This window comes from Streptomyces sp. NPDC055103, from assembly GCF_053607625.1.
Genome location: NZ_JBSGTX010000004.1, coordinates 129,650 through 154,124 on the forward strand (window position 1 = coordinate 129,650; position 24,475 = coordinate 154,124).

General features: G+C 71.2%; 22 protein-coding genes and 1 tRNA gene. 20 read left to right on the plus strand and 3 right to left on the minus strand.

What is annotated here, in order from left to right; translation table 11 throughout:
- The first annotated feature begins 307 nt into the window (after nucleotides 1–307).
- The 7 genes from rplU (at nucleotide 308) to galE (ending at nucleotide 9,499) form a co-directional block, all read left to right on the plus strand.
- Nucleotides 308–628, plus strand: a complete 321-nt coding sequence (gene rplU / locus ACWFR1_RS04675) for a 50S ribosomal protein L21 (RefSeq protein WP_015033583.1) — start codon at nucleotides 308–310, stop codon at nucleotides 626–628.
- A 13-nt stretch (nucleotides 629–641) separates the two neighbouring features.
- Nucleotides 642–896 (plus strand): 50S ribosomal protein L27, encoded by a 255-nt coding sequence (gene rpmA, locus ACWFR1_RS04680; RefSeq protein WP_024756701.1) that lies wholly within the window; start codon nucleotides 642–644, stop codon nucleotides 894–896.
- 128 nt (nucleotides 897–1,024) lie between these two features.
- Nucleotides 1,025–2,464: a GTPase ObgE gene (obgE, locus tag ACWFR1_RS04685; protein ID WP_453546433.1), complete on the plus strand. Its 1,440-nt coding sequence runs from the start codon at nucleotides 1,025–1,027 to the stop codon at nucleotides 2,462–2,464.
- 132 nt (nucleotides 2,465–2,596) lie between these two features.
- The gene (locus ACWFR1_RS04690; protein ID WP_453546436.1) at nucleotides 2,597–4,234 is read left to right on the plus strand and encodes a glycosyltransferase; all 1,638 of its coding nucleotides are present in this window, start codon (nucleotides 2,597–2,599) and stop codon (nucleotides 4,232–4,234) included.
- A 208-nt stretch (nucleotides 4,235–4,442) separates the two neighbouring features.
- Nucleotides 4,443–7,226 (plus strand): bifunctional glycosyltransferase/CDP-glycerol:glycerophosphate glycerophosphotransferase, encoded by a 2,784-nt coding sequence (locus tag ACWFR1_RS04695; RefSeq protein WP_453546439.1) that lies wholly within the window; start codon nucleotides 4,443–4,445, stop codon nucleotides 7,224–7,226.
- Nucleotides 7,219–8,373 (plus strand): glycosyltransferase, encoded by a 1,155-nt coding sequence (locus ACWFR1_RS04700; RefSeq protein ID WP_453546441.1) that lies wholly within the window; start codon nucleotides 7,219–7,221, stop codon nucleotides 8,371–8,373. The genes ACWFR1_RS04695 and ACWFR1_RS04700 overlap by 8 nt, the downstream gene beginning before the upstream one ends.
- Nucleotides 8,374–8,506: 133 nt before the next feature.
- Nucleotides 8,507–9,499, plus strand: a complete 993-nt coding sequence (gene galE / locus ACWFR1_RS04705) for a UDP-glucose 4-epimerase GalE (RefSeq protein ID WP_453546443.1) — start codon at nucleotides 8,507–8,509, stop codon at nucleotides 9,497–9,499.
- A 130-nt stretch (nucleotides 9,500–9,629) separates the two neighbouring features.
- On the opposite strand, the gene ACWFR1_RS04710 is transcribed toward galE, so the two are convergent.
- On the minus strand, nucleotides 9,630–11,216 hold the full coding sequence (locus tag ACWFR1_RS04710) for a DUF6056 family protein (RefSeq protein WP_453546445.1): 1,587 nt from the start codon (nucleotides 11,214–11,216) through the stop codon (nucleotides 9,630–9,632).
- A gap of 265 nt (nucleotides 11,217–11,481) precedes the next feature.
- Between ACWFR1_RS04710 and ACWFR1_RS04715 the strand changes: the two genes are divergently transcribed.
- The 7 genes from ACWFR1_RS04715 to ACWFR1_RS04745 all read left to right on the plus strand — a co-directional run bounded on the left by ACWFR1_RS04715 (nucleotide 11,482) and on the right by ACWFR1_RS04745 (nucleotide 18,152).
- Nucleotides 11,482–12,477: a glycosyltransferase family 2 protein gene (locus tag ACWFR1_RS04715; RefSeq protein WP_453546448.1), complete on the plus strand. Its 996-nt coding sequence runs from the start codon at nucleotides 11,482–11,484 to the stop codon at nucleotides 12,475–12,477.
- Nucleotides 12,477–12,962: a GtrA family protein gene (locus tag ACWFR1_RS04720; protein WP_453546450.1), complete on the plus strand. Its 486-nt coding sequence runs from the start codon at nucleotides 12,477–12,479 to the stop codon at nucleotides 12,960–12,962. The genes ACWFR1_RS04715 and ACWFR1_RS04720 overlap by 1 nt, the downstream gene beginning before the upstream one ends.
- Before the next feature lie 110 nt (nucleotides 12,963–13,072).
- Nucleotides 13,073–14,176 carry a glutamate 5-kinase gene (gene proB, locus ACWFR1_RS04725; protein WP_453546578.1) on the plus strand — a complete coding sequence of 368 codons (1,104 nt, stop codon included), beginning with the start codon at nucleotides 13,073–13,075 and terminating at the stop codon, nucleotides 14,174–14,176.
- A 212-nt stretch (nucleotides 14,177–14,388) separates the two neighbouring features.
- Nucleotides 14,389–14,892 (plus strand): hypothetical protein, encoded by a 504-nt coding sequence (locus tag ACWFR1_RS04730; RefSeq protein ID WP_453546452.1) that lies wholly within the window; start codon nucleotides 14,389–14,391, stop codon nucleotides 14,890–14,892.
- 100 nt (nucleotides 14,893–14,992) lie between these two features.
- Nucleotides 14,993–16,276 (plus strand): glutamate-5-semialdehyde dehydrogenase, encoded by a 1,284-nt coding sequence (locus ACWFR1_RS04735; protein WP_453546454.1) that lies wholly within the window; start codon nucleotides 14,993–14,995, stop codon nucleotides 16,274–16,276.
- Nucleotides 16,277–16,353: 77 nt separating this feature from the next.
- Complete coding sequence (locus ACWFR1_RS04740) at nucleotides 16,354–16,998, plus strand: SCO2584 family spore wall biosynthesis protein (protein ID WP_453546456.1); 645 nt, start codon at nucleotides 16,354–16,356, stop codon at nucleotides 16,996–16,998.
- A 71-nt stretch (nucleotides 16,999–17,069) separates the two neighbouring features.
- Complete coding sequence (locus ACWFR1_RS04745) at nucleotides 17,070–18,152, plus strand: SCO2583 family membrane protein (protein ID WP_453546458.1); 1,083 nt, start codon at nucleotides 17,070–17,072, stop codon at nucleotides 18,150–18,152.
- On the opposite strand, the gene ACWFR1_RS04750 is transcribed toward ACWFR1_RS04745, so the two are convergent.
- Complete coding sequence (locus ACWFR1_RS04750) at nucleotides 18,137–19,270, minus strand: M48 family metallopeptidase (protein ID WP_453546460.1); 1,134 nt, start codon at nucleotides 19,268–19,270, stop codon at nucleotides 18,137–18,139. The two genes, ACWFR1_RS04745 and ACWFR1_RS04750, sit on opposite strands and share 16 nt — an antisense overlap.
- A 243-nt stretch (nucleotides 19,271–19,513) precedes the next feature.
- On the opposite strand from ACWFR1_RS04750, the gene ACWFR1_RS04755 reads away from it, so the two are divergent.
- From ACWFR1_RS04755 to ACWFR1_RS04780, 6 genes are all read left to right on the plus strand, one after another.
- A complete protein-coding gene (locus ACWFR1_RS04755) occupies nucleotides 19,514–19,678 on the plus strand; it encodes a hypothetical protein (RefSeq protein ID WP_024756716.1) in 165 nt (54 codons plus the stop codon).
- A gap of 52 nt (nucleotides 19,679–19,730) precedes the next feature.
- On the plus strand, nucleotides 19,731–20,351 hold the full coding sequence (gene nadD, locus ACWFR1_RS04760) for a nicotinate-nucleotide adenylyltransferase (protein ID WP_317595110.1): 621 nt from the start codon (nucleotides 19,731–19,733) through the stop codon (nucleotides 20,349–20,351).
- 19 nt (nucleotides 20,352–20,370) lie between these two features.
- Nucleotides 20,371–22,131 carry an LCP family protein gene (locus ACWFR1_RS04765; protein WP_453546464.1) on the plus strand — a complete coding sequence of 587 codons (1,761 nt, stop codon included), beginning with the start codon at nucleotides 20,371–20,373 and terminating at the stop codon, nucleotides 22,129–22,131.
- An 82-nt stretch (nucleotides 22,132–22,213) separates the two neighbouring features.
- On the plus strand, nucleotides 22,214–22,675 hold the full coding sequence (gene rsfS, locus ACWFR1_RS04770; protein WP_267043590.1) for a ribosome silencing factor: 462 nt from the start codon (nucleotides 22,214–22,216) through the stop codon (nucleotides 22,673–22,675).
- On the plus strand, nucleotides 22,672–23,325 hold the full coding sequence (locus ACWFR1_RS04775; protein WP_453546580.1) for a histidine phosphatase family protein: 654 nt from the start codon (nucleotides 22,672–22,674) through the stop codon (nucleotides 23,323–23,325). The genes rsfS and ACWFR1_RS04775 overlap by 4 nt, the downstream gene beginning before the upstream one ends.
- 95 nt (nucleotides 23,326–23,420) lie before the next feature.
- Nucleotides 23,421–23,493: transfer RNA gene (locus ACWFR1_RS04780), tRNA-Ala, on the plus strand.
- Here ACWFR1_RS04780 and ACWFR1_RS04785 read toward each other — a convergent pair.
- Complete coding sequence (locus ACWFR1_RS04785) at nucleotides 23,475–24,395, minus strand: helix-turn-helix transcriptional regulator (RefSeq protein WP_453546467.1); 921 nt, start codon at nucleotides 24,393–24,395, stop codon at nucleotides 23,475–23,477. The genes ACWFR1_RS04780 and ACWFR1_RS04785 overlap by 19 nt on opposite strands.
- Nucleotides 24,396–24,475: the final 80 nt, after the last annotated feature.

Below are 24,475 nucleotides of genomic sequence, written 5' to 3' on the forward strand. Positions count from 1 at the left end.
TTATAAAACCTGTTTTTGTGGGCGCCCGCTTCTGTTGTTTAAACGACACCCCCCCCGCCCCCCCCCCCGGGGGGGGGGCCGCCCCTCGGGCCCGCCCCGCACCCGCTCGGGCGAATTTGACCCTCTGTGGCCACCGCCCGTAACCTAGACCGTCGGCGTGTCTGACTGGACGCGTCGCACCTCTGAGCAACTCCCTCCCGCTCGTCGGGAGAGGCCGCTCGTCCGATTCCGGAACGCCGCAGGCCCTCGGGCCCGTGTGGGCGGCTGGCTTCAGAGGTTTTCGATCCCGAGTGAGAGAGAGATCCGCGTGTACGCCATCGTGCGCAGCGGTGGTCGCCAGCACAAGGTTGCTGTCGGCGACATCGTTGAGGTTGACAAGATTTCCACTGCCAAGGTTGGCGACACGGTCGAGCTCTCGACCCTGCTCGTTGTCGACGGCGACGCCGTGACCAGCGACCCGTGGGTCCTGGCCGGCATCAAGGTCACGGCCGAGGTCGTGGACCACCACAAGGGCGCCAAGATCGACATCCTGCGCTACAAGAACAAGACCGGCTACCGCCGTCGCCAGGGTCACCGCCAGCAGTACACGGCGATCAAGGTCACCGGTATCCCTGCGGCTGCGAAGTAAGAGGGACTGAGACATGGCACACAAGAAGGGCGCATCGTCCACCCGGAACGGGCGCGATTCCAATGCCCAGCGGCTCGGCGTGAAGCGCTTCGGCGGTCAGGTCGTTTCCGCTGGTGAGATCCTCGTTCGCCAGCGCGGCACGCACTTCCACCCCGGCGCGGGCGTCGGCCGTGGCGGCGACGACACGCTGTTCGCCCTGCTGCCCGGCTCGGTGCAGTTCGGCACCCACCGTGGCCGCAAGGTCGTGAACATCGTTCCGGTCGCCTGATCGGATCTTTGCGGAGGCGGACCTCACTTCCCGTACGGGAAGCGGGTCCGCCTTTCGCGTGTTACTAGATAGACATTCCGTACTTCCCCCACCTTCGGCTGGGGGGATCCCCAAATGGAGGCACCACCATGACCACCTTCGTGGACCGCGTCGAGCTGCACGTCGCCGCGGGTAACGGAGGCCACGGCTGCGCCTCCGTTCACCGGGAGAAGTTCAAGCCCCTCGGCGGACCCGACGGCGGCAACGGCGGCCGCGGCGGCGACGTGACCCTGGTCGTCGACCAGTCCGTCACCACGCTGCTCGAGTACCACCACTCGCCGCACCGCAAGGCCACCAACGGCCAGCCCGGCGCCGGCGACAACCGCTCCGGCAAGGAGGGCCAGGACCTCGTCCTGACCGTTCCCGACGGCACCGTGGTCCTCGACAAGCAGGGCAACGTCCTGGCCGACCTCGTCGGCGAGGGCACCACCTTCGTCGCGGGCCAGGGCGGCCGCGGCGGCCTCGGCAACGCCGCGCTGGCCTCCGCCCGCCGCAAGGCCCCCGGCTTCGCCCTCCTCGGCGAGCCCGGCGAGTCGCGGGACATCGTCCTGGAGCTCAAGACCGTCGCGGACGTGGCGCTCGTCGGCTACCCGAGCGCGGGCAAGTCCTCGCTCATCTCCGTTCTCTCGGCCGCCAAGCCGAAGATCGCCGACTACCCCTTCACGACGCTCGTCCCGAACCTCGGCGTGGTCACGGCCGGCTCGACCGTCTACACGATCGCCGACGTGCCGGGCCTGATCCCGGGCGCGAGCCAGGGCCGCGGCCTGGGCCTGGAGTTCCTGCGCCACGTGGAGCGCTGCTCGGTCCTCGTGCACGTCCTGGACACGGCGACGCTGGAGTCCGACCGTGACCCGATCTCCGACCTCGACATCATCGAGGAGGAGCTCCGGCAGTACGGCGGTCTCGAGGACCGGCCCCGCATCGTCGTCCTCAACAAGATCGACATCCCGGACGGCCAGGACCTCGCGGACATGATCCGCCCGGACCTGGAGGCCCGCGGCTACCAGGTGTACGAGGCCTCCGCCGTGGCCCGTACGGGTCTGAAGGAGCTCTCCTTCGCGCTCGCCGGCATCGTCGCGGAAGCGCGTGCGGCCAAGCCGAAGGAGGAGGCGACCCGGATCGTCATCACCCCGAAGGCCGTCGACGACGCGGGCTTCACCGTCACGTACGACGAGGTCGAGGACGTCTACCGGGTGCGCGGCGACAAGCCCGAGCGCTGGGTCCGCCAGACCGACTTCAACAACGACGAGGCCGTGGGCTACCTGGCCGACCGTCTCAACCGCCTCGGCGTCGAGGACAAGCTGATGAAGGCCGGTGCCCGCGCGGGCGACGGCGTCGCCATCGGCACCGAGGACAACGCGGTCGTCTTCGACTGGGAGCCCTCGATGATGGCGGGCGCCGAGATGCTCGGCCGCCGCGGCGAGGACCACCGCCTGGAGGCCCCACGCCCCGCGGCGCAGCGCCGCCGCGACCGCGACGCGCAGCGGGACGACGCGCAGCGGGAGTACGACGAGTTCGACCCGTTCTAGCGGGACCGGGCGGCTGTGCCGGTCCGCCGGACGGAGTCCGGCGCAGCAGGACCTCGGAGGAGGGTCGTCGATTCGTTCGGCGGCCCTCCTCGCTGTCCCGGGGCGGATGCGGGGCTCCCGTAGGATTCTCGGGTGAGTGAGACCCCCCAGCCGCAGGACACCGCACGTGTCAGTGTCGTCGTCATCGCGTACAACGACGCCGAGCACGTCGGCGACGCGATCCGTTCGGCCCTCGCGCAGGGCGAGGCCGTCGGTGAGGTCGTCGTCGTCGACGACGCCTCCGGGGACACCACCCCCGACGTGCTCGCCGGGTTCGCCGACGAGCCGCGGGTACGGCCGCTGATCCGCGCGGACAACAGCGGCGGCTGCGGCACCCCCCGTAACGACGGCGTCTCCGCCGCCGTCCACCCCTACGTCCTGTTCCTCGACAGCGACGACCTGCTGATGCCCGGCGCCGTCGACGGACTCCTCGCCGTGGCGACCGAGCGGCGCGCGGACGTCGTCGCCGGCGTCTGCGTGCGGCGCGAGCTCCCCGAGGGCCGCGAGACCGTCTGGGCGCCCTCGCTGTACGACGTCTCCCAGGGCGCCACCCTCCCGGGCACCGTCCTCGAAGGGGTCGAGGGGCACCCCGAGTTCGTCCTCGACACCCTCTCCGTGAACAAGCTGTACCGCCGTGACTTCCTCGACAAGCACGCGATCCGCTTCCCCGACGGCGCCTTCCACTACGAGGACTTCGTCTTCAGCGCCCGCGTCCAGGCCGCCGCCCCCCGGCTCGCCGTCACCGACGTACCCGTGTACGTCTGGCACGTGCGGCGCCGGGCGTCGACCCTGTCGATCTCGCTGCGCCGCGCCTCCCTGGCGAACTGGGAGCACCGGATCGCCGCGCACAGCGCCGTCGTCGAGGTGTTCCGTACGGCGGGGAAGCCCGCGCTCGCCGTCGCCGCGCAGACGAAGTTCCTCGACTACGACCTCCCCATGTACCTGCGCGAGCTGCCGCAGCGGACCGCCGCCTACCGCGCCGACTGGTGGACGGTCACCCGCACCCACCTGGCCGGTTTCGACGCCGCCGCGGTCGCCGCCGCCGCGGCCCCCTCCCGCTGGCTGCACGCCGGGCTCACGGCCCTCGTCGCCGTGCCCGAGGGGCGGGAACTGACCCGGTTCGTCGAGCTCGCCGCCCCCCGGCCCAGGCTCGTCCCCCCGTACCCCCGCGCCGAGGACGGCTCCCCGGTGCTGGCCGCCGCCCCCGGCGACGTACCGCTGGACGGTCTCGACGAGCTGGCCCCGGCCGACCTGCCGATCGCCGTGGACGGTGTCGCCTCCGTCGGCGCGTCCACCCGGGTGACCCTCACCGTGCACGAGCTGTACGGGCGGGTCGGCGCGCTGCGCCCCGTGTCCGTCCGGGCCGACTTCACCGAACGCGTCTCGGGCGACACGTTCTCCGCCGAGGCCCCGCTCCTCCCCGCCGGCGAGGGCTGGACCGCCACCGTGCGGGTCCCCACCACGAAGCTGCTCCGCCCGCGCCGGCTCGCGTCCTGGTCGCTCCTCGCCGAGCTGCGTTACGCCGACGGCTCGACCGGAACCGCCGAGGTCAGGGCCCCCGACGGCTTCGCCGGCAGGCGCGGCATGGTCCTCGGCGGGCTGGGCCGGGTCCTGCTCGTCCAGGTCGTGGCCTCGGCGCGCCGAGGCCTGATCCTGCGGCTCGCGGGCGGCACGGTCGGCGCCCGCCAGGTCGTGTCGGGCCGGATCAGGAGACTCCTGGCGATGCGGTGAACATCACCCGATGTGCCGGAGATGAGTTATGGAACAATTCTGCCTGCCGGGTAGTCTTGCCCGTCGCCGGGGGGCGTTTCAGCGCACGACTGCGAGCGCGCTCCCCATCACGAACAACAGAAGCGCGCCATGATCGTGGCGCAGGCAGCTCCGTGGCAGACCGGGACACGCACCGGACGTCGCCGCATGCACGTGTGAGAGGACTTGGATGCCGACTAGCGACGTCCCCGATGTGAGCGTCGTCGTCATCGTCTACAACGATGAGGAACGGCTCCCCCGAGCGGTTCGGTCACTGCTCGACCAGACCCTGAACAACCTCGAAGTGATCATCGCCGACGACTGTTCGACCGATGGCACCGAGCGCGTCGCGCGTGCACTGGAGGCCTCCGACCCGCGCGTGCGGTACGTGCGCCTGGAGCAGAACAGCGGCGGCTGCAGCGCCCCGCGAAACCGCGGCATCGAGGTCGCGCGCGCGCCGTTCGTCATGTTCCTCGACAGCGACGACGAGCTGCCCCGCCACGCCTGCAAGAGCCTGCTGCTCGTCGCCGAGGAGACCGGCGTCGACTTCGTGACCGGTGAGGTGACCCGGCTCTTCGAGGAGACGAACACCACCGGCCTCTGGTACCCGCACCTCTTCACCGAGCGCCGGGTCGTGCAGGGCATCGCCGAGCGGCCCGAGTACTTCTTCGACCACCTCTCGACGAACAAGCTCTACCGCACCGCCTTCATCCGGGACAACGCGCTCACCTTCCCCGAGGGCATCCACTACGAGGACCAGCTGTTCTCCGCGCAGGCGTACACGCTCGCGGAGACCTTCGCCGTCGTCCCGTGGTCGATCTACACCTGGCGTCTCGCGCCGGAGAGCGTCTCCATCTCCTCCAGCCGCCACAAGATCCAGAACGTCCGCGACCGCATCGGCGTGGCACGGCTGATCGACGCCTGGTTCGAGGAGCAGGGCCACGGGGAGCTCCGCGCGGAGAAGGACTACAAGTTCCTCCGCCACGACTTCCGCCTGTACCTGGGCGACCTGCCGTTCCGTGACCCCGACTGGGTCGCGGAGTTCGCCGAGGCCGTCAACCCGTACCTCGACGAGATCTCCGACGAGACCTACGCGCGGCTCTCGCGCGAGGAGCGCGTCTGCATCCACCTGCTGCGTACCGGCCGACTCGAGGAGCTCGCGACGGCCGCCCGCCAGTTCGGCCGGCCGCAGCTCGCGCCCCGCGCCGTGACCGAGGTGGACGGGACCCTCTACTGGGGCGCCGTCGCCCCGACGGACGACGCGAGCCGCAGCGAGCTGGACCTCAGCGAGTGGCACATGCGTGACCAGTCCCTCGGCAGCGCGCGGCTGCGTCACGAGCTGACCTCCGTGTCGATGCGCGGCCCGGTCATGCACCTGGAGATCCGCACGTACGATCCGCTCGGCCTCATCACCGAGGACGTCCAGGCCTCGGTCAAGCTGGCCGCCCACAAGACGGCGCTCTCGGTGCCGATCACGCTCGTCGCGGACGGCGACGGACAGTACGTCTCCAAGGCCGCGGTGGACCTGGGCAAGGTCCCGGTCGGCAAGGCCGGCGTGGCGACCCGTCGTCACCCGGTGGTCGCCCTGGTGGCCGACGGCGCCCGGCGTACGGACATGCTGCTGGCCCGGCACGACCAGCCCGAGTTCCGCGCCACCGTCACGTACCACAAGTTCGGCCTCCACCACCTGAGCGTCCAGGCGGAGCAGAAGGGCGCGGGGCGCCTCGAGGTGACCTGGCAGCGCTCCGGAGTGCTGAAGTCCCTCGAACCGCTCGGCCCCTACGCCCGCAAGACGAAGGCCAAGGTCGGCAAGGTCCGGAAGATCCTCGTGGGCAACGAGGGCAAGGCGACCGCCTACGACGCGGTCTCCAAGCTCCCGCGCAAGCGCAGCCTGGCCGTCTTCGAGGCGATCGAGGGCCGCGGTTACGCGGACAGCCCCCGTTACATCTACGAGGAGCTCAAGCGCCGGAACCTCCCGATCGACGTGGTCTGGGCGTACTCCGGGGACCGCTCCTCCTTCCCCGACGACGTCACGCTCGTCCGGCGCGGCAGCTTCGCCTACGGCCGCGCGCTGGCCCGGGCCGCGTACTGGGTCGACTCGCACAACCTGCCGTACCTGTACCCGAAGCCGAAGGGCACCCGGTACCTCCAGACCTGGCACGGCCAGACCTTCAAGGCGATGGGCTTCGACACCCCCGGGCTGCGCGGCGCCTCCGAGATGGAGAAGGGGCGCTTCCGCTCCGCCGTCGGCCGCTGGGACGCGCTCGTCTGCCCGAGCGCCGAGTTCGAGCGGACCTTCGTCCCGGCCTTCGAGGTCGGGGCCGACCTGATCCGCTCCGGCTACCCGCGCAACGACGTGCTCGTGCGCTGGGCCGAGCCGGAGCAGCAGGCCAGGGCGGACGCCACCCGCAAGAAGCTGGGCATCCCGGCCGACCGCAAGGTCCTGCTCTACGCCCCGACCTTCCGTGACGCGGCCCGCCGCACCGGCCAGTCGATCCGCGTGGACTTCGAGGCGCTGGCCCCGTACCTGTCCGACGAGTGGGTCGTCGTCGTGCGCACCCACCCGTACGACCGGTTCAAGATCGCTCCCGAGCTCGGTCACTTCCTCCGCGACGGCTCCGGCTTCGCCGACGTCAACGACCTGATGCTGCTCTCGGACGCGGTCCTCACGGACTACTCGTCGCTGATGTTCGACTACGCGAACACCGGTCGTCCGATCCTGCTCTACACGGACGACTACGAGGAGTACAAGGGCGGTGACCGGGGCACGTACTACGACCTCGTGGACATCGCGCCCGGGCCGATGCTGACGACCACCGAGGACCTCGCCGCCGCCGTGCGAGACCTGGAGGGCGTCCAGGAGCTGCACGCACAGCGCTACGCGCGCTTCCAGGAAATGTTCTGCTCGTACGAGACCGGCCACGCGAGCAAGCTGGTGGTCGACGCTTTTTTCGAAGGCGGCACCCATGACTGAGGCCTCCCCTGTCCGCAACGTGTTCTTCGTCGGTATCGACGTCGACTCGATGGGCGGATCCCAGCGGGTGCTGCACACCCTCGCCCAGGGCATGGGCGAGCGGGGTCACCGCGTCGAGCTGATCGGTATCCGCCCGAGCGCCGAGCCCTTCCCGTACAACGCCACGCGTACGTACAAGCACACGACGCTCTACCCGCCGGCCACGGAGCCCAAGCCGCCGGTCCGGACGGTCGGCGACCGGCTCAGCCTGGCGCGGCGTGCCGACGCCCGCCGGGCGCGGGTCGAGCGCGAGCGGGCGCGGGCCGAGATGCAGCGGAAGCTGTCGTCGGTCGAGGACGGCTTCATCGTCTTCGGTTCGCCGTGGGCGGTGGACTGGGTCATGCCGCTGGAGTGGCGTCACCTCAAGGGCATCGGGCAGTACCACGAGTCGTTCGCGCAGGCCAGGCGCAGCGCCAACCTGGGGCTGATCCGGCGTCACTACCCGGCGCTGGAGCAGACCCTGGTCCTCTCCGAGGGCGACGCGGTCGAGTTCGTCAACCAGCGCGTGCCGAACGTGCGCGTCATGCCGAACCCGCTGCCGTTCTACCCGGACGAGCTCGCCCCGCTCGACACCCGCAGGATCGGCGCGGTCGGCCGGCTCGACCCGATCAAGCGGTACGACCGGATGATCGAGGCGTTCGCGGAGGCCCACAAGGGCCGTGAGGGCTGGGAGCTGCACCTCTTCGGCGACGGCCCCCTGGAGGGCGAGCTGCGGATGAAGGCCGAGGACCTCGGCGTCGCCGACCAGGTCGTCTTCCGCGGTACGGCCAAGGACATGGCGGCTGCCTACCGCGAGCTGTCCGTGGTCGCGATCAGCAGTGAGCGCGAGGGCCGCCCGATGGCGCTGGCCGAGGCGGCCGCGTGCGGCGTGCCGTGTGTGAGCTTCGACGTCTCGGGCGGTGTCCGGGAGCTCGTCGCGGACGGCGTCACCGGCACCCTGGTGCCGCCGGCCGACGTGCCCGGGCTCGCCGCCGCGTTCGGTGAGCTGATGGACGACGCCGAGCTGCGGCAGCGGTACGGCAGGGCCGGGCGTGAGCACGTCGCGCACCTGGCGCTGCCGCACGTGCTCGACCAGTGGGACGCGGCGTTCGCGGAGATCGAGCGCTGAGAACCGCCTCCCCCGCACGCTAGAGCCCCGTCCGGACATCGTCCGGGCGGGGCTTCGGCGTGTACGGGAGGCGAGGGCGGGGCCCGTACTCGACCCCGCCGGGGGTCCTCGGGGCTGTGACTACACTGTCGGAATGACCTGGCTCATCACCGGCGGCGCCGGTTACATCGGTTCCCACGTCGTCAAAGCAATGACCGAGGGCGGCGAGCACGTCGTCGTGGTCGACGACCTCAGCACCGGCAAGCCCGCGCGCATCCCCGAGGGCGTCGCCCTGGAGCAGGGCACGGTCCTGGACCGCGCGTTCCTGGACCGGGTGCTCCGCGAGCACCGGATCACGGGCATCGTCCACCTGGCCGGCAAGAAGCAGGTCGGCGAGTCCGTCGAGAAGCCGCTGTTCTACTACCACGAGAACGTGACGGGCCTGCAGGTCATCCTCGAAGCGGCGGTTGCCGCGGGCGTGAAGAGCTTCCTCTTCTCCTCCTCCGCCTCCGTCTACGGCATGCCCGACGTGGACCTCGTCACCGAGGACACCGAGTGCCTGCCCCTCAGCCCGTACGGCGAGACCAAGCTCGTCGGCGAGTGGATGGCCCGCGCCGCCGGCAAGGCGCACGGCCTGTCCACGGCCAGCCTGCGGTACTTCAACGTGGCGGGTGCGGCCGCCCCGGAGCTCGCCGACACCGGTGTCTTCAACCTGGTGCCGATGGTCTTCGAGCGCCTCGACGCCGGCGAGTCCCCGCACATCTTCGGTGACGACTACCCGACGCCGGACGGCACCTGCATCCGCGACTACATCCACGTCGCCGACATCGCCGACGCCCACCTGGCCGCGGCCCGCGCGCTCGTCGCGGCGAGCGAGGCCGGCGAGACGGCCACGCTGACCCTGAACATCGGGCGCGGCGAGGGCGTGTCGGTGCGCGAGATGGTGAACCTGATCAACGAGATCACGGGTCACAGCGTCGAGCCGCTGGTCACCCCGCGCCGTCCGGGCGACCCGGCCCGCGTGGTCGCTTCGGCGGAGCGCATCGAGTCGGAGCTGAGCTGGAAGGCACAGCACGACGTCCGCGCCATGATCAGCTCCGCCTGGGAGGGCTGGGGCGCGAACCGGGCGTCCCGTACGGACGGCTGACGCCGGAGCTTTCTTCGACGGAGTGGGGTGTCCCGGGTTCGGCCCGGGGCGCCCCACTCCGTCGTGTCACGGGGGCCTCGCGCGTCCCGGAAGGGTGGCGTCCCCCGGGAGCGGGGGAGGGAGGGCGCGGTCAGGGCCGGTGGATCCGGTCCACGCCGTAGTACGTGGCCGCGCACCGCGCCGCCCAGTCCCGCTCGTACGTGGAGGCGAACAGCGGCTCGGTGAGCCCGCCGATGAGGAGGGGCCGGTACGCGACCTCGCGGGCGCCCGCCGCGACCTCCGCCCGGATCCGCGCGTTCTGCCGGTCCCAGGTGTGGGCGCGTACCACCGTGCTCGTGGTCAGCTCGTACACCGGCCGCACCAGGGCGGCCGTGCTCCCGACGGCGATCGCGCCCACCGCGACCAGTACCGCGGCGCGGGCGGCGGGCCGGCGGCTGGTCCGGAGCAGGAGCCCCAGCCGGTACCCGCCCCACGTTCCGTACGCGCAGAGGGTGAGCAGCAGCGGCAACAGGAAGCTCGTCCAGGTCCGCCCGTAGGTCCAGCCCGTGTCTCCGTAACCGGTGCGCAGCCCGTAGGTGACGGCGAGGGCGGCGAGGGCGGTCAGCGGCAGCGGCAGGAGCACGGCGGTCAGGAACAGCCTGCGCGGGGGGAGCCGGAAGGGGGGGAGCCGGAGGGAGGCGGCCGAGGCACGGCCCGCCGGGTGGCCCAGGGCGTGGCCCTCCGAGGCGCGGGTCAGGCCCAGTCCGAGACCCAGAAGCGCGCCGATGGCGGCCGCGCCCGCGTACGCCCCCTGGCCGGCGATCGTCTCCACCACGCGCCACCAGTCATGGAACGTTTCTCCCACCAGCGAGGCCGACAGCGGCTCCGCCGGATGCTGGGCGCGCCGCCACCGCGCGCCGGGTGATGTGATCAGCAGGACGAGCCCGACGGCGAGCCCGAGACACGCGGAGGCGCACCAGGTCGGCACGTACCGGTCCCTCGTCCAGCCGAGCCGGGGCAGGCAGAGGAAAGCGGCGGCGGCCGCGAACAGCCCGGCCGTCATGGCGAAGGGTTCGCTGAGCATGCCGAGCGCCAGGCCGGTCGGGAACGCCGAGACCACCGCCGCGGTCCGGGCCCACCGGTGGCCGCCGCGCGCGGCCCGGACGGCGACGAGCACCGCCCACAGGCCGATCACGCTCGGCAGGGTGTGGGAGATGGTCGCCGGCGCCCAGAGCAGCACCTGGTACGAGCGGGTACCGGCGAAGAACAGCAGCGCCGAGAGGAGCGCCGCCGCCGCGGCGAGCAGGACGGGCGGCGGCGGGGGCAGGCGCAGGGCGCGCAGCGCCGCACGGCCGAGGAGGAAGAGGCCCGCGCCGAGCGTGACCACCAGGACGGCGGGCAGCAGTTTCGGCCCCCGCATGTCGTCGGCGTAGATCAGGCCGGTGAGGAAGGCGTTCGTGACGCGCCCGTTCTGGGTGCGGTAGAAGTCGGCGGTGATCCCGAGGACGCCCATGTCGCGGGCCTTCCACAGGGCGCACCAGTCGTCCGATGTGGGGCGCACGTAGAGCCCGAGGAAGGCCCCGACCGAGAGGAGTGCTCCGGCCGCGACGGAGACGACCGAGCCGATCCCGGACACCGCCCGCCGGAGACCGCTTCCGGAGTCGGCGGGGCCGCTTCCGTCGTCGGGCATCCGTACCTCACCGCGCTCGTCGCCGTCCGGCATGGTCGTCCTGCTCACCGGTCATCGCTCCAGGGGCCCGAGATCCGTGGCATGCCGTCCCACGGCGTGGCCCGGATGAGTGACAAAAGGGTGCAAATGTCACGTATATTAATATCTGCCCCGCATGCTTTGCTGCGTGGACGACATGCCGACCAGGGGCGGTCACTCGGGCGACGCGAGCCGGACACCACCGCGCCGTACCGTGGCCGCGCTGCTCGAAAAGGCGAGTTCGGTGGCGGTCCCTCAGGACGTTCTTTCGCTCATCCCTCGGGAGTGACCGTTCATGACCAGGCTTTCCGTCGTCGTTCCCTGCTACAACGAAGAGGACGTCGTCGAGCGCTTCGACGCGCGCATGCGCCAGGTGCTCGACGGCCTCCCGGTCGGCTACGAGATCTGTTACGTGGACGACGGCAGCTCCGACGGGACCCTCGGCAAGCTGCGCGCGATCGCCGCCCGGCACCCGCACCGCACCCAGTACGCCTCCTTCAGCCGCAACTTCGGCAAGGAGGCCGCCATGCTCGCTGGCCTGCGCAAGTCCACCGGTGACGCCGTGGTGATCATGGACGCCGATCTCCAGCACCCGCCCGAGCTCCTCGCGCGCATGCTGGACCTCTTCCACCAGGGCCACGACCAGGTCATGGCGCGGCGGACCCGCGAGGGCGACAAGAAGGTCCGCTCGGTGCTCAGCCGCGTCTACTACCGGGCCGTCAACCGCTGGGTCGACGTGGAACTCACCGACGGCGTCGGGGACTTCCGCCTGCTGTCCCGCCCCGCCGTCGACGCCCTGCTGTCGCTGCCCGAGTACAACCGCTTCTCCAAGGGACTGTTCTCCTGGATCGGCTTCGACACCGTCACCTTCGACTACCAGAACGCCGCACGCGAGGGCGGTGAGACGAAGTGGAAGTTCGGCTCCCTGCTCAACTACGGCATGGACGGGCTGATCTCCTTCAACAACCGCCCGCTGCGCATCGCGCTCTGGCTGGGCATGATGCTCAGCGGCCTCGCCGCCCTGTACGCGGTCTGGGTGACCGTCGCGGCGATTACTCAGGGCGTCACCGCCCCCGGATACGTCACCCTCGTCGCGATCATCGTGGGGCTCGGGGGCGTGCAGATGGTGATGCTGGGGCTGATCGGCGAGTACATCGGCCGCATCTACTACGAGACGAAGCGGCGGCCGCACTTCCTCGTGAAGGAGACCCACCGCTCCTTCGGGCGCGGAGCGGCCGAGCACGCCGCCGCCGAGCGCATCCGCGTCGTGGCCACCGAACGGGAGCGCTGATGGCGGCCGGCGTAAGCGGGGCGCGACGGGCGCGGCTGGCGGAGATCGTCCGGTTCGCGCTGGTCGGCGGCGTCAACACCGGCACGTTCTTCGGGTGTTACCTGCTGCTCCACCCGTGGATGCCGTACTTCGCCGCGTACTCCCTCGCCTTCCTCCTCAGCATGGTCGGCTCCTTCTTCCTCAACACCCACTTCACCTACCGCACCCGGCCGACCTGGAAGAAGTTCGCCCTCTTCCCCCTCACCAACGTCACCAACTACCTGGTGCAGAGCGTCGGCCTGTACGCGCTGGTCACCTGGGCCGGCATGGACGACAGGATCGCGCCCCTCGCCGCCGCCGTCGTCGCGATCCCGTTCACCTATCTGATCTCCCAGCGGATCCTGGTTCCCCGCAAGCCCCAGGACGCTCCGGAGGACCCGGACGCCCCGGCGGAGTCCGGTCCAGAGAACGGAATGGACGAGCGGCAGTCGTCACGGCTCGCGTAGATTGCCTGGCAGCCGCGGCGGGGCACACGCGCGGCGCGGGGGACAGCCGAGTGAGGACGACGCAGGTGACGACGCAGGTGACGGGACAGACGGACGTGGCAAGGCAGTACGTGACGGAGGCCCGCAGGATCGTCGTCAAGGTCGGCTCCTCCTCGCTCACCACCGCTTCCGGAGGCCTCGACGCCGACCGCGTCGACGCCCTCGTGGATGTCCTCGCGAAGGTCCGCAGCGGCGGCGAGAAAGAGATCGTCCTCGTCTCCTCCGGCGCCATCGCGGCAGGTCTCGCCCCGCTCGGCCTCACCCGGCGCCCCAAGGGCCTCGCCCGCCAGCAGGCCGCCGCCAGCGTCGGCCAGGGCCTCCTCGTCGCCCGCTACACCGCCTCCTTCGCCCGCTACGGCGTCCGCGTCGGCCAGGTCCTCCTCACCACGGACGACACCAGCCGCCGCGCCCACTACCGCAACGCCTACCGGACGCTCGACCAGCTCCTCGCCATGGGCGCGCTGCCCGTCGTCAACGAGAACGACACCGTCGCCACGGACGAGATCCGCTTCGGCGACAACGACCGGCTCGCCGCCCTTGTCGCCCACCTCGTCCGCGCGGACCTGCTCGTCCTGCTCTCCGACGTCGACGGGCTGTACGACGGCGACCCGGCCAAGCCCGGCACGTCGAGGATCGCCCAGGTCACCGGCCCCCAGGACATCGCCCATGTCGAGATCGGCGCGGCGGGCAAGGCGGGCGTCGGCACCGGCGGCATGGTCACCAAGGTCGAGGCGGCCCGGATCGCCGCCGCCGCCGGCACCCCCGTGGTCCTCACCTCCGCGAGCCGCGCCGCCGACGCCCTCACGGGCCGTGACACCGGCACCTACTTCCACCCCACCGGCCGCCGCTCCGCCGACCGGCTCCTCTGGCTCGCCCACGCCTCCACCCCGCAGGGCTCCCTGACCCTCGACGACGGAGCCGTACGCGCCGTCGTCGAAGGTAAGAAGTCCCTGCTCGCGGCCGGTATCGCGGGCGTCGAGGGCGACTTCGTCGCCGGTGACCCCGTCGAACTCCGCGACACGGCGGGACGGGCCGTCGCCCGCGGCCTCGTCAACTTCGACGCCAAGGAGATCCCCCAGATGCTCGGCCGGTCCACGCCCGAACTCGCCCGGGAAATCGGCCCCGAGTACGAGCGCGAGGTCGTCCACCGCGACGACCTGGTCGTCATCCGCTGAATCGGCTGAATTCGGCTGCATCCACTGCATCCACTGCATCCGCTGAATCGGCCGCATCCGCTGAATCGGCTGAAAGACGGCTGAAAGTACGGCCATCCGGAAGGGACGTTTACCAAAACCGCCCCATGTGCCGCCTCGGGCTGGTCAACTTTGTCTCGGGGGTAAGAGCAAGGCGGGGTACAGCACCACACGCATCACACAGGAGGCCGCCGGTGAGACGAGCGCGCCCTGGGGCACTGCCCCGCGGGACTGCTGAACGCGCCCTGACCAGTGTCGAGGCCGGAGCCGACTTCGACGAGGCACGGGACAGGTCCACGGACAGAAAGACCGAGACCACCACCGAGACACGGGAATCGCGCGCCGAGGAGCGGCCCGTGTCCAAACTCTGGCACATCACCCTCAGCGTGTCCGGGGCGGAGTCACCGCTGAAGGAGGTGCGGCGCGGGCTGGAACAGCTGGCCCACGACCACCCGTTCCTGCTGACCAGCCGCTATGCCAACGACCACGCCGAGATCCGGTACTGGGAGGAGGCCCGCGACCTGCACGACGCCGCGGCCGTCGCCCTGCGCCTGTGGGGCGAGCACCGGCAGACCGCCAAGCTGCCGCCCTGGGAGATCGTCGGCCTCGAGGTCATCGACCGCGAGACCTATCACCAGCGGATCGCCGAGGGCTACGGCCCGCCACCGGCGGCCCCGGTCGGCGTCCACCCCTACTGAGGGGCGTCCCGGCGACCGAGGCGCCTGCCGGTGACCGGCGGGTGTCTCGGAGTGCGGGATACGTGACAGATGTCCGCAGGGGTGCCAGTACCCTGCGGGCATGACCTCGCTCACGCCCCTCGACAACCTCTCCCCGGTCACCCGGGCCGCCTACCGGGCCCGTGGCGCCGCCGCCGAAATCGCGCCACTCCCGCGCGCGGCCAAGGACGACGCCCTGCTGGCGATCGCCGACGCCCTCGAAGTCCGCACCGCCGAGATCGTCGAAGCCAACGCCGAGGACATCGCCAGGGCCCGCGAGGTCGGCACCGACGAGGGCATCATCGACCGGCTCACCCTCACCCCGGAGCGCGTCCGGGCCATCGCCGCCGACGTCCGTCACGTCGCCGCGCTGCCCGACCCCGTCGGCGAGGTCGTCCGCGGCTCGACCCTCCCCAACGGCATTGACCTCCGCCAGGTCCGCGTCCCGCTCGGCGTCGTCGGCATCATCTACGAGGCCCGGCCCAACGTCACCGTCGACGCCGCCGCCCTCTGCCTCAAGTCCGGCAACGCCGTCCTGCTCCGCGGCTCCTCCTCCGCGTACGCCTCCAACACCGCCCTGGTGAAGGTCCTGCGCGACGCCGTCGGCGGCGCCGGCCTGCCCGCCGACGCCATCCAGCTCGTCCCCGGCGAGTCCCGCGAATCGGTCCGCGAGCTGATGCGCGCCCGCGGCCTCGTCGACGTGCTCATCCCGCGCGGCGGCGCCTCCCTGATCCGCACCGTCGTCGAGGAGTCCACCGTCCCGGTCATCGAGACCGGCACCGGAAACTGCCACGTCTACGTGGACGCCGCCGCCGACCTCGACATGGCCGTCGACATCCTGATCAACTCCAAGGCCCAGCGGCCCAGCGTCTGCAACTCCGCCGAGACCCTCCTCGTCCACCAGGACATCGCCGAGGCCTTCCTGCCCCGGGCCCTCGACGCCCTCGCCGAGGCCGGTGTCACCGTCCACGCCGACGAGCGGGTCCTCGCCCACGCCCCGGCCTCCAAGGCCACCGTCGTACCGGCCACGCCCGAGGACTGGGAGACCGAGTACCTCTCCTACGACATCGCCGCCGCCGTCGTCGACTCCCTGGACAAGGCCGTGGAGCACATCCGCACGTGGTCCTCCGGCCACACCGAGGCGATCGTCACCACCTCGCAGGCCGCGGCGCGCCGTTTCACCCAGCTGGTCGACTCCACCACGGTGGCCGTGAACGCCTCCACGCGGTTCACGGACGGCGGGCAGTTCGGTTTCGGCGCGGAGATCGGCATCTCCACGCAGAAGCTCCACGCCCGGGGCCCCATGGGGCTTACCGAGATGACCTCGACGAAGTACATCGTCACCGGCGACGGTCACGTTCGATAACCGGCTCCTTTCGGTACGGGCGGGGAGGGTTCGCACTCTCCCTGCCCAAAACCACCTCCCGGGTCTACTCTGAATCCGTGCCGGACGACGTGGGGGGCACGCCGTTTCCGGACGGCGGAGACCCTGAGGACTCTGTCGACCGCGGAGGCGCCTCCGAGGACTACGCCACCGTGGTCTTCGACGAGGCCTTCGTACGGGCCGCCACGGTGCACGAGCCGAGCGCCGTCGAGCGCCTCCTCGCCGCCGCCCAGGCCCGCGCCGAGGCCGAGTCCGCCCGGGCCCGCGCCGGCCGCGGATCCGCCGACGACGACCCCTACGAGGACGGCTGCGACCCCGTCGGCCTCACCTACGAGCCCGACGACATCGGGGACGACGCGAGCCCCTACGGCCGCCACGGCGGCGCCCTGCGCCCCTACCGAGGCCGCGCCCGCTGGCACCGGCCCGTCGCCTGGGTCCTGGCCCTCGTCATGGGCATCGGCATGGTCGCCCTCGCCTTCAGCGCCGTCTACCGCGGCGCCGTCGCCAACCGCCAGGACCAGAGCCCGCCGCCGGCCACCACCGGCGTCGACACCCCGAACCCGGCCCCGGCACCGCCCGCCGCCCATGGATCCCCGGTGCCGGTGACGGTCCCGCCGGCAGTCCCCGCGGCGGTCCCGGCGACCCAGCCGACGTCCGCCGAGTACGGCCCACCGCGGCTCTCCGTCGTCCCCCGTACACCCTGACGGCGGCACCCGTCCGAAGTTGGCGTGCACCTCGGCGTTTACCGAAGCCTCCGCGGACCTACCCTGAAGGTATGGCAGGGCGTGGCGACCCGCCTGAGGGGACACCCGACGGTCTCCCCGGCGGTGGTGAGGACGAATACCGATCCGTCGTCTTCGACGAGGCGTTCGTCCGTGCTGCCCGTCTCCAGGAGTTCTCCGCGCAGGAGCGGATGGGGGAGTACGCCCAGGCCGTCCGGTCCCGGGCCGCCAAGCAGGGCAGAACCGGCTCCCGCCAGGCCGTCCTCCTGGTCCTGCTGATCCTCCTCGCCTTCGGCACCGCCATCTATCTGGGCGTCCGCAACCCGTACCTGCCCCCCGTCGACCAGCGGGCCGAACCCCTGCGGACCACCGTGGTCCCGCTCGCCCCGCAGGGCACCGTCCCGGGCGGTCAGCCGGAGCAGCTCTTCGCCCACAGCCCGGCCGCCGAGTACCGCACGGGAGCCGCCGGGATCAACCTGCCCGTCGTCGGACGGACCTCCCACTTCGCCGAGAGCCAGGTCGTCACCGCGCTCAGCATCGCCAAGGACTACCTCGTCGCCTCCTCCCTGGAGCCCGACACCCTCTCCGGGACGACCGTGCGCCCCGTCCGGCTGCTGCTCGACCCGGACCAGCTGGAGCAGTTCGACCGGAGCGTCGAGTCACCGGCCGACGACGGACGGCACGCCCTCGCCGCCTGGCTCGTCCGCTTCGACCCGCGCCAGGCGGTCCTCGCCGACCCCGCCACCCGCGTGCAGGGCACGCTCCGGTTCGCGGAGTCCGGCCCGGACACCATCGACGTCACCGCCGACCACACGTTCACCTATGCCCTGCGCCCGGCCGCCGCCGGCCCGGGACCGGTCGCCGCGGCCTCGCTGTTCACGGTCCACCGTGTCGTGCACTTCCGCTTCGACCGCGAGGACCTGCGCATGCACAGGGCCGAGCTGTTGGTCAGCACGGTGGAGGCCGGACCGCAGGCGTGCGGTCCCGGCTCCACCGGCGGCCTGAAGCCGCTCCTGGCCGGGGCGCGGGCCCCGGAGGCGGGCGGGCCGGCGGTCACCGACCCGTACGCCACGGCCAGGCCCGCGGCCCCGTCCCTGTGCGGTGCGCTGGCGCCGAGCGCTCAGCCCTCGCTCTGACCGTCCCGGGTCTCGCCGTCCGCGGCCCCGCTCCCGGGCTTGCCGTCGGTCTCCTTGGTGGCCTGAGCGCTGCTCTGCCCACCCCCCTGACCGTTGAAGCGGTTGCGCAGCCGTCCGCCCAGGTCGCCCGCGAGGTCACCGGCACCACCGGCTATGTCCCCGACCAGCTTCATCAGCGGATCCTTGCTGGTCCGCACCGTCTCGGCGTAGTGGCCCGCCGACTCGCGGAAGGAGTCCGTGACCGAGGTGTCCTTGTCCTCGGAGCGCCGGGGGTAGTGACCGTCCATGATCCGCTGGTGGTCGCGGCTCTCCGACCACTTCTTCAGCTCGGCCGCCCGGACGGTGGTGAAGGGGTGCGAGCGCGGCAGCACGTTGAGGATCTTCAGGACGGAGTCCCGCAGGTCGCCGGCCTTCTCGTACTCGTCGGCCTGGGCGAGGAACGCGTCCACGTTCATCTCGTGGAGGTGGTTTCCGCCGGCGATCTTCATCAGGCCGCGCATCGAGGCCTGCACGTCCTGTCCGACGAGGAGGCCGGCCCGGTCGGCGGAGAGCTCCGACTTGCGGAACCACTCGCGCAGCGCCGTCACGATGGCCGTGATCGCCACGGTCCCCAGCGGCACCCAGGCGATCTTGAGCGCGAGGCTGGTGAGGAACAGGAGGATCGTGCGGTACACGGCATGGCCGGAGAGCGCGTGCCCCACCTCGTGGCCGATGACCGCTCGCATCTCCTCCTCGTCGAGCAGCTCCACCAGGCCGGTGGTGACCACGATGACCGGCTCGTCCATGCCGATGCACATCGCGTTGGGCTTGGGGTCCTGCGTGACGTACATCGACGGGACCTTCTCCAGGTCCAGGATGTAACAGGCGTCCCTCAGCATGTCGTTGAGCTGACTGAACTGCGCGTCGCTCACCCGGACGGAGTCGGAGAGGAAAAGCAGTCTCAGGCTGCGCTCGGGAAGAAGTCCACTGAGTGCCTTGAAGGCCGTGTCGAAGCCGCTGAGCTTCCGCAGCGCGACCAGCGCGGAGCGGTCGGCCGGATGTTCGTAGGCCCGCGAGGAGATGCCGGGGAACCGCTTTCGCTGCCTGCTCGGCACGTTCCCCTGGTGGTTCTCGGTCATGGATGCCCCCTGTTCGTACGAGTCGGTGCTCGTCCCCCTGACGGACCCAGCCTAGGTGGTGGCGCCACCGTGTGCCGGAGCCTGTGGATAAGTCAGGCGCCGTGGATCGTGGAGTGGCACGACCGACCTGCCGACACCGACGACGACGCCAACGCCTGAGTCGGCGTGAGAGTGTCCGGACCGCCCGCATACGATGTGCCCGAAGTCTCCGCTCCCCTTCCCGATCGATAGGTCCTGCTGACGATGAGCCTCCACAGCACCGCCGCCAACCTGGTCTCGCTCGCCGAGGGCGCCGCCGAGCACGGCGGCAACCACGACAGCCTCAACCCCTACCTCACCGGTTTCGGCGCCTTCGGTGCGCTGCTCCTGCTGCTGTGGATCACCACGCGCTTCAACCGCGACCGCTGATCCGCCGACCGCCGATCCGGCGTCCGCCGCGGTGCCAGTAGGCTCTGCACGCATGGGAGAGCAGGAAGTGTCTACCGGCGGCCGCGGCAAACGCCGACTCGGCGTGATGGGCGGAACGTTCGACCCGATCCACCACGGTCACCTGGTGGCCGCCAGTGAGGTGGCCGCCCTGTTCCACCTCGACGAGGTGGTGTTCGTGCCGACCGGGCAGCCGTGGCAGAAGGGTCACAAGACCGTGTCCGCGGCGGAGGACCGCTATCTGATGACGGTCATCGCCACCGCGTCCAACCCGCAGTTCTCGGTCAGCCGGATCGACATCGACCGACCCGGCGCGACCTACACGATCGACACGCTGAGGGACCTGCGCTCTCTCAACAGCGACTCGGACCTCTTCTTCATCACCGGGGCGGACGCGCTGTCGCAGATCCTCACCTGGCGCGACGCCGAGGAGCTCTTCTCGCTCGCGCACTTCATCGGCGTCACCCGGCCGGGCCACGACCTCACCGACGACGGACTGCCCAAGGGTGGCGTCTCGCTGGTCGAGGTTCCCGCGCTCGCGATCTCGTCCACCGACTGCCGGGCACGGGTCGCGCAGGGCGACCCCGTCTGGTATCTCGTCCCGGACGGTGTGGTGCGCTACATCGACAAGCGCCAGTTGTACCGCGGCGAATGAGCTTCGGGGAGGGCCACCGGTGAACGATCAGCAGAATCCGTACGACCCGTACTATCCGCAGCCGCAGATCATCGGCTACGACGAGTACGGGCAGCCGGTGTACCAGCAGCCGCAGCAGCCACAGCAGCAGGCCGGGCAGCAGCACTTCGACCCGTACGGCGGCCAGCAGCAGCCGCCGCAGCAGCAGGCGTACGGCTACGACCCCTACGCCCAGCAGCAGCCGGTCCAGCCCCAGCATCCCCAGCAGCCGGTCCAGCCCCAGCAGCCGCAGTACGACCCGTACGGGCAACAGGGCTACGCCTACCCCACCTACGACACGGACACCGGGCAGCAGTGGGCCGCGCAGGCCGAGCCCGCGCCCGTACAGGCCACGCAGGCGATGCCGACCACACAGGCGACGCAGGCCGCGCCGGCGGCTCCCACCGCCCCCCCGGCCGCCGTCGCGGCCCCGGTAGGTGTCCCCGGTCAGCGTCCCGCGCCCGAGCGGCCCGGCCCCGCGCGGCAGGGCGACGACGACCGGGAGTACCGCACCGAGCAGTTCTCGTTCATCGAGGAGCCCGACGAGGACTCCGAGGACGTCATCGACTGGCTCAAGTTCACCGAGAGCCGCTCGGAGCGGCGCGAGGAGGCCAGGCGGCGCGGCCGCAACCGGGTCGTCGCACTCGTCGTCGTCCTCGTGCTCGCCGCCGTGGGCGGTGTCGGCTACCTCTGGTCCGCGGGGATGCTCCCCGGCACCTCCGAGCCGGAACAGAAGCAGGCCACGGCGACCGGCCCGCAGAAGCGCGACACGATCGTCGTCCACCTCCACGACACGAAGGGCGGCGGGACCTCCACCGCCCTGCTCGTGGACAACACCACCACCAAGCAGGGCACCACGGTCCTGCTCCCGAACTCCCTCACCGTCGCCGACGGCGAGGGCTCCGCGACCACCCTCGGCAAGTCGGTCGAGGACGACGGCTCGGGCGGCACCCGCGAGGCGATCGGCAACCTCCTCGGCACGAAGATCACCGGCACCTGGCGGCTGGACACCCCGTTCCTGGAGAACCTCGTCGAGCTGGTCAGCAGCATCGAGGTCGACACGGACACGGCCGTGCCCGACCCGAAGAAGGGCGCGGAGCCGCTCGTCGAGAAGGGTGAGAAGCAGACCCTGAACGGCCGTGCGGCCGTCGCCTACGCGACCTACCGGGCACCCGGCGAGGCCGAGGTCAAGCAGCTCCAGCGCTTCGGCCAGGTCATGAACGGGGTGCTGCGGAAGATCTCCGACGACCCCGAGGCCGCCACGGTCACCGTCGAGTCCCTGGTCCAGATCCTCGACCCCTCGCTCCCCGAGAAGGACCTCGGCGCCTCCCTCGCCAAGCTCGCCGAGCACGCCAAGATCGGTGCCTACAAGACGGCCCTGCTGCCGGTCCAGCAGGACGGCACGCTGACCGAGGGCGCGAGCGACAGCGTGGTGAAGGACATCCTCGGCGGCAAGGTCTCCGCCCCCGAGGCGGGCGACGTGCCGCGGGTCTCCCTGCGGGACGGCTCCGGCAAGGACGCGACCGAGGCGGCCCGGGTCGTCCTGATCAACGGCGGCTACGCCTTCATCGGCGGCACCGACACGGACACGCAGGAGAAATCGCAGGTCATCTACGGTGACGAGACCCAGAAGGTGACGGCGGCCGAGGTGGCCAAGACCCTGGGTCTCCCGGCCGGCGCGGTCCAGAAGGGCAAGCCCTCGGGAACGGCCGCCGTGACCGTGATCCTGGGCCAGGACTACAAGGCCCCGGAGGCCCGATAGCGGCCCCCGTTAAACGTTGGCGGGGTCGTCGGCGGTCCGTGAGACCCTGGAGGGGTACTGGACCGCCGACGAAAGCCTGCTTGTGACCGCTACGGATCGCTCCATCGAGCTCGTCAACGCCGCCGCTCTCGCGGCCGCCGACCGGCTCGCTCACGACATCATCGCGTACGACGTCAGCGACGTGCTGTCGATCACCGACGCCTTCCTGCTCGCCTCCGCGCCCAACGACCGCCAGGTCAAGTCGATCGTCGACGAGATCGAGGAGCGGCTGAACAAGGACCTCGGCGCCAAGCCGGTGCGCCGTGAAGGCGACCGCGACGCCCGCTGGATCCTCCTGGACTACGTCGACATCGTCGTCCACGTCCAGCACAGCGAGGAGCGTGTCTTCTACGCCCTCGAGCGCCTGTGGAAGGACTGCCCCGAGCTCCCCCTGCCCGAGGAAGCCCTGAAGACCCGCGGCAAGGCGGCCGAGCACGCCGCCCTGACCGGTGTGGACCTCGAGGGCTCCGGCCTTCCCGAGGGAGCGGACGGTGAGCTGAGCTGAGCATCACCAAGGGCGGCAGCGGCCGCCGTATCGTCCTCTGGCGTCACGGCCAGACCTCCTGGAACCTGGAGCGCCGGTTCCAGGGGTCGACGGACATCGAGCTGACGGAGGCCGGTGTCGCCCAGGCGCGCCGGGCCGCCCGGCTGCTTGCCGCGCTGAAGCCGGACGCCATAGTGGCCTCCGACCTGAAGCGGGCGTCGGCCACCGCCGCCGAGCTCGCCGCGCTCACCGGCCACACCGTCGACCACGACTCCGCGCTGCGCGAGACGTACGCGGGGGAGTGGCAGGGGCTGACCCACGACGAGATCGTCGGGCGGTACGGCGAGCAGTACGCCGCGTGGAAGCGCGGCGAACCCGTGCGTCGGGGCGGCGGCGAACTGGAGTCCGAGGTGGCCGACCGCGCCGCTCCGGTGGTCCTGGGGCACGCCGAGAAGCTCCCCGAGGACGGCACGCTCGTCGTCGTGAGCCACGGCGGCACGATCCGCACCACCATCGGCCGGCTCCTGGGCCTGGAGGCCCAGCACTGGGAGAGCCTGGGCGGGCTCTCCAACTGCTGCTGGTCCGTCCTCGGTGAGGGCGCCCGTGGCTGGCGCCTGATGGAGCACAACGCCGGCACGCTGCCCGAGCCGGTCCTCGGCGACGACGACTGAGGCACGTGAGCGGCCTGCCGGACCCGGATTTCGCTTTCCGGCAGGTCACAGGCTAAAGTTCTTCTTGTTCGCAGCGCAGAGCGCGAGGAACACGAGGGGCTATAGCTCAGTTGGTAGAGCGCCTGCATGGCATGCAGGAGGTCAGGAGTTCAATTCTCCTTAGCTCCACAGTCGCCGAATCCCGTCCCCAGCAGGGGGCGGGATTCGTCGTTTCCGCCGAGTCTCCGAATCGCGTGGCGGCTCTCCTCGTCGTTGGGCGTGTACGTCACGATCCGGCACTCCGGCATCCCGTTGACGGAGAGGGAGACCGAGGTCATCCGCATCTCGCCGACCGCCTCGTGACGGAAGGTCTTCACCCGGGTCCCCGGCGGGACGACGTCGCCGCTCCGCCAGAGCCGTGCGAAACGCGGGCTGGCCTCGGCGAGCCGCCGGACGTACGACTCCCACGACGGCTCGCCCACGTGCCGTCCGTAGGCGCCCCGCAGCTGGGCCACCATCAGCGGCAGCTCCTGCTCACGGTCGACGAGGGGGCATGCCTCCTCCGGCGCGGTGAAGAGCGCCCACAGCACGTTGCGCAAGCCGAACGGCCCCGTGTCGATCCGGCTCCCCTCCCACAGGAAGAGCCGCTCATAGGCGGTGTTGGTCGCCAGCACGTCGTACCGCGCGTTGTAGAGCACCGCCGGGTGCGGGTCCAGGGCGTGGAGGATCCCCTGGATCTCGGGGCTGACGACCTCGACGTCCGGGGTGGTGTGCTCGGGGGCGTACGCCACCTCGGCGAGGTGGTAGAGGTGCTCGCGCTCGGGTCGGTCGAGGCGGAGCGTGCGGGCCACGGCGTCGAGGACCTGCGCGGAGGCGTTGATCGGACGGCCCTGCTCCAGCCATGTGTACCAGGTCACCCCGACACCGGAGAGCTGGGCGACCTCCTCGCGGCGCAGCCCCGGTGTGCGGCGACGGAGTCCCGGTGGCATGCCGACGTCCTCCGGCGTCACCCGGGCCCTGCGGCTGCGCAGGAACGTAGCCAGTTCAGGCCGTCGGCGCGGCTGGGCCGGTACAGCTGCCAATGTCGTCACACCCCCATGGTCGAGTCCCCGTGCCGCTGTTGCCAGGTGGTGTCAGCACCAGCATCAGCGGGCTCTCGTTACCCGTATCC

Coding starts and splice junctions, on each gene's coding strand:
- ACWFR1_RS04735 (WP_453546454.1), top strand. CDS start 14,993: ATGACCTCGCTCACGCCCCTCGACAACCTCTCCCCGGTCACCCGGGCC.
- ACWFR1_RS04755 (WP_024756716.1), top strand. CDS start 19,514: ATGAGCCTCCACAGCACCGCCGCCAACCTGGTCTCGCTCGCCGAGGGC.
- ACWFR1_RS04750 (WP_453546460.1), bottom strand. CDS start 19,270: ATGACCGAGAACCACCAGGGGAACGTGCCGAGCAGGCAGCGAAAGCGG.
- galE (WP_453546443.1), top strand. CDS start 8,507: ATGACCTGGCTCATCACCGGCGGCGCCGGTTACATCGGTTCCCACGTC.
- ACWFR1_RS04700 (WP_453546441.1), top strand. CDS start 7,219: ATGACTGAGGCCTCCCCTGTCCGCAACGTGTTCTTCGTCGGTATCGAC.
- rpmA (WP_024756701.1), top strand. CDS start 642: ATGGCACACAAGAAGGGCGCATCGTCCACCCGGAACGGGCGCGATTCC.
- ACWFR1_RS04695 (WP_453546439.1), top strand. CDS start 4,443: ATGCCGACTAGCGACGTCCCCGATGTGAGCGTCGTCGTCATCGTCTAC.
- ACWFR1_RS04745 (WP_453546458.1), top strand. CDS start 17,070: ATGGCAGGGCGTGGCGACCCGCCTGAGGGGACACCCGACGGTCTCCCC.
- ACWFR1_RS04720 (WP_453546450.1), top strand. CDS start 12,477: ATGGCGGCCGGCGTAAGCGGGGCGCGACGGGCGCGGCTGGCGGAGATC.
- ACWFR1_RS04715 (WP_453546448.1), top strand. CDS start 11,482: ATGACCAGGCTTTCCGTCGTCGTTCCCTGCTACAACGAAGAGGACGTC.
- nadD (WP_317595110.1), top strand. CDS start 19,731: ATGGGAGAGCAGGAAGTGTCTACCGGCGGCCGCGGCAAACGCCGACTC.
- obgE (WP_453546433.1), top strand. CDS start 1,025: ATGACCACCTTCGTGGACCGCGTCGAGCTGCACGTCGCCGCGGGTAAC.